The sequence below is a fragment of the Okeania sp. SIO2B9 genome, from assembly GCF_010672505.1.
Taxonomy (GTDB): Bacteria; Cyanobacteriota; Cyanobacteriia; order Cyanobacteriales; family Microcoleaceae; genus Okeania; species Okeania hirsuta.
This window is the reverse complement of the sequence record NZ_JAAHGK010001066.1, coordinates 1-2,728: the sequence shown is the minus strand read 5'-3', so window position 1 is coordinate 2,728 and position 2,728 is coordinate 1. Positions and strand designations below refer to the sequence as shown.

3 protein-coding genes are annotated in these 2,728 nt (G+C 34.8%); 1 reads left to right on the top strand and 2 read right to left on the bottom strand.

Annotated features, from left to right (window positions below):
• Positions 1 to 107 precede the first annotated feature (107 nt).
• Complete coding sequence (locus F6K13_RS27285) at positions 108 to 782, top strand: hypothetical protein (RefSeq protein ID WP_124143411.1); 675 nt, start codon at positions 108 to 110, stop codon at positions 780 to 782.
• Positions 783 to 805: 23 nt separating this feature from the next.
• Here the strand turns inward: F6K13_RS27285 and F6K13_RS27280 are convergent, their stop codons facing one another.
• Positions 806 to 1,735 carry a class I SAM-dependent methyltransferase gene (locus F6K13_RS27280; protein ID WP_287289019.1) on the bottom strand — a complete coding sequence of 310 codons (930 nt, stop codon included), beginning with the start codon at positions 1,733 to 1,735 and terminating at the stop codon, positions 806 to 808.
• A gap of 52 nt (positions 1,736 to 1,787) precedes the next feature.
• Positions 1,788 to 2,728: class I SAM-dependent methyltransferase (locus F6K13_RS27275; protein WP_287289017.1), on the bottom strand; the 941-nt coding region annotated here is incomplete at its 5' end.

Genomic DNA, 2,728 nt, shown 5'->3' with positions numbered 1-2,728 from the left:
TTAATACATCTCCCCCAAGTTTGTCAGGGGAAGATGTATTACCTAGTTTTCTTTTAGATATAGAGTTATAATTATCAGCTTTTCCAATATATATCAAGAAAAAATTTATGAATATATCAACCAAAAATCATACCTCTCGTAATAGCCCAAATCATCCCAATGGCATTAAAAAAGTTCAAGTGGGTTGTGGACCCCATAATATCATGGCTGATTGGTGGAATGTGGATATTCGCCCCTTTCCTGGTATTGACCAAGTGATGGATGTGACTAAACCTTGGCCTTTTAATAGCTTGGAATATGTCTACGGGGAACATTTTCTTGAACATCTAAGTCTCGAAGGAGCGATCGCTTTCCTAAATAACGTTTGGAAAAGTCTTAAACCTGGTGGAATAATTCGACTTTCTACTCCTTCTCTAGAGTGGGTACTTTCTACTCATTTTAATTTGTCAGAAACTAATCCACAAAAACGGATTGATTCTACATTTTCTATGAATCGTGCTTTTCATGGATGGGGTCATCAGTTTCTTTATTCCCAAGATTTTTTACAATCTTTACTTGATAATTTAGGATGGCAAAAAGTCGTATTTTGTGAATATGGTAAAAGTGAACATTCAACTTTGAAAGGTATCGAACGTCATGGAAATTATCGAGTTGATAATGGGTATCCTAACGTTTGGATTGTGGAAGGTACGCGGGGAGAAGATCGTTCAGAGTCTAGTGTTTTGTCTTATCAAAAATTACTCGATAAGTCTTATGTGAGTTATGTTAGGTCTGGTCATTAAGTTAATTTAAATTAGAGATTTTTCTATTTAATAGCAATTGCAGTTGCATAATGAGTTTCACCTAATTCCGAACACAAATCATCTATAAGCATTAAAAAGTCTAACAAATATTTATCTTTTGATTCATCAAAATTATGGAGAATATCAGACAAAGCTAAATGGTAAACTACCCCACCAGTAATAGTTATTTCAGCTTGAGGAAAATACTTTTTTATACTATCAATAATTCTCTCTGAATCTGCTGCCTCTGAAGGATCGATTTGAATCATACGTTCGATACTATTTCTAGTCAGAGTTTTTGGCAGTAACTGACTGGGGTTTCTGGGATTAGCTAAATATTTTTCTGGTAAAATACTTCTAACTTGAGAAGCAACTTCTAACATTTTATCAGACAACTGCATTCTATTAGGACCCACATAATCATCCATATAAAACATCCCCCCTTTTTGGAGAACTTCATAACTCCATTTAATCGCTACTTCTACGTCTAACATATGGTGAAGAGAGTTGTTCCAGTGAACAAAATCAAAACATTCTTTTTCTCTAATAATTTCTAAAGCATCACCTTGAATAAAAGTTACTTTGTTTTCTACACCAAACCTAGCTGCTAGTCTCCTACCTTGCTCAATTCTAACTTTAGAAACCTCGTAAAGTTGAAATGAAGAAACTAAACCTTGACAAACTAAAGTAATTTCTTTTTGCCCGTTTCCACACCCTACAGATATGCCACAAGAAAAAGGATAGCGATCGCCTGCCATTTCTTTAGGTCTCTGGGTAATACCTTGAGACAACCCATCCAGTGTGAGACCTGTAATTTTTTTGTTTATGTACCTAACTATATATGGACTTTGCCACCATCTCAACCGCAAGTGTTGGCTTTTTTGGTTTTTTTTAACAATATCAAACCAATAAGATGCTACTTTTTTTTGTTGTTCATTCTTGCTGTTTTCCATCCTTGGTTTTATCCTTTTGATCTTAAATTCAGGTTTGAGATTTTTTCAATTTTTATGATTGAGCAAAGTTATGCCTAATTATTTCAAAGATATTCTCGTATGCTTCTCTTTTAAACAAACTTCCCTGCAATTCTACAAAATCAGAATACTCTAGCCGACTAATAGTTTCCAAAGAATTCCATTTAGGCTCAAAATCTACCCTCCATTTGTTCCATACTACTGTTTGACCATGATGTGGAAAAGTAGCAAAACTGTATTGCGGAAAAAAATCATGGATGGCAGCAACAACCTTAAACACATCACCCATCCAACTTTTATTTTTCTCTCCAGAAATTTTCTGGAGCTGTCGGCAGCGCTGTAGGGATGATTGTGCTTGAGCATAACTTCCAGGACAAGTATCATCAATTAACCAGATCGTCTTAGTATGGGCACAAGAAAGGGATGCACAAAAGTCCCGAAAAGTTTGTTCAAAGGTATGAAGACCGTCTAAGTAAATTAAATCGAATCGCTCAAAACTTTTGGCATGATTTCTGAAAAATTCATCGCTAGTAACTTCTAGAAAAGTTATATTCTCAGTAGCATACTCCTCTGTATTAAATCTAAACTTTGGATCTACAGCCACTTTGTGATCGACATCAATTGCATTAAAAGTACTACCTTTGGATACACCAATTTCCAAATATGTCGATGATTGATTGACTGTAGCAAGTTTATTAATACGACTGCTGCGACTGCTGAGGTCTAGCTTTTGAGGTGTTTTCATGGTGTTAAACTTTGAATAAGCCAAGTTTTCTTTGGATTGTTTTAATGATGCGTTACGCATTTTTAAATATTTGTCTATAATATTGAGACAGTGTAAGGTTTGTCCTTTTTCGAGTAAGTTATATCCTTGAATTATGTATGACATAATATCACTCTTTTCTCGATCCAAAAAATCATTTTCATCCCAGTTGTCGAGTAAATTTGCTTTACTCGACAACTGGGATGAAAATA

Bases quoted from the DNA above. Each gene is read 5' to 3' on its own strand.
- F6K13_RS27285 (WP_124143411.1), top strand. From the start codon at position 108: ATGAATATATCAACCAAAAATCATACCTCTCGTAATAGCCCAAATCAT.
- F6K13_RS27280 (WP_287289019.1), bottom strand. From the start codon at position 1,735: ATGGAAAACAGCAAGAATGAACAACAAAAAAAAGTAGCATCTTATTGG.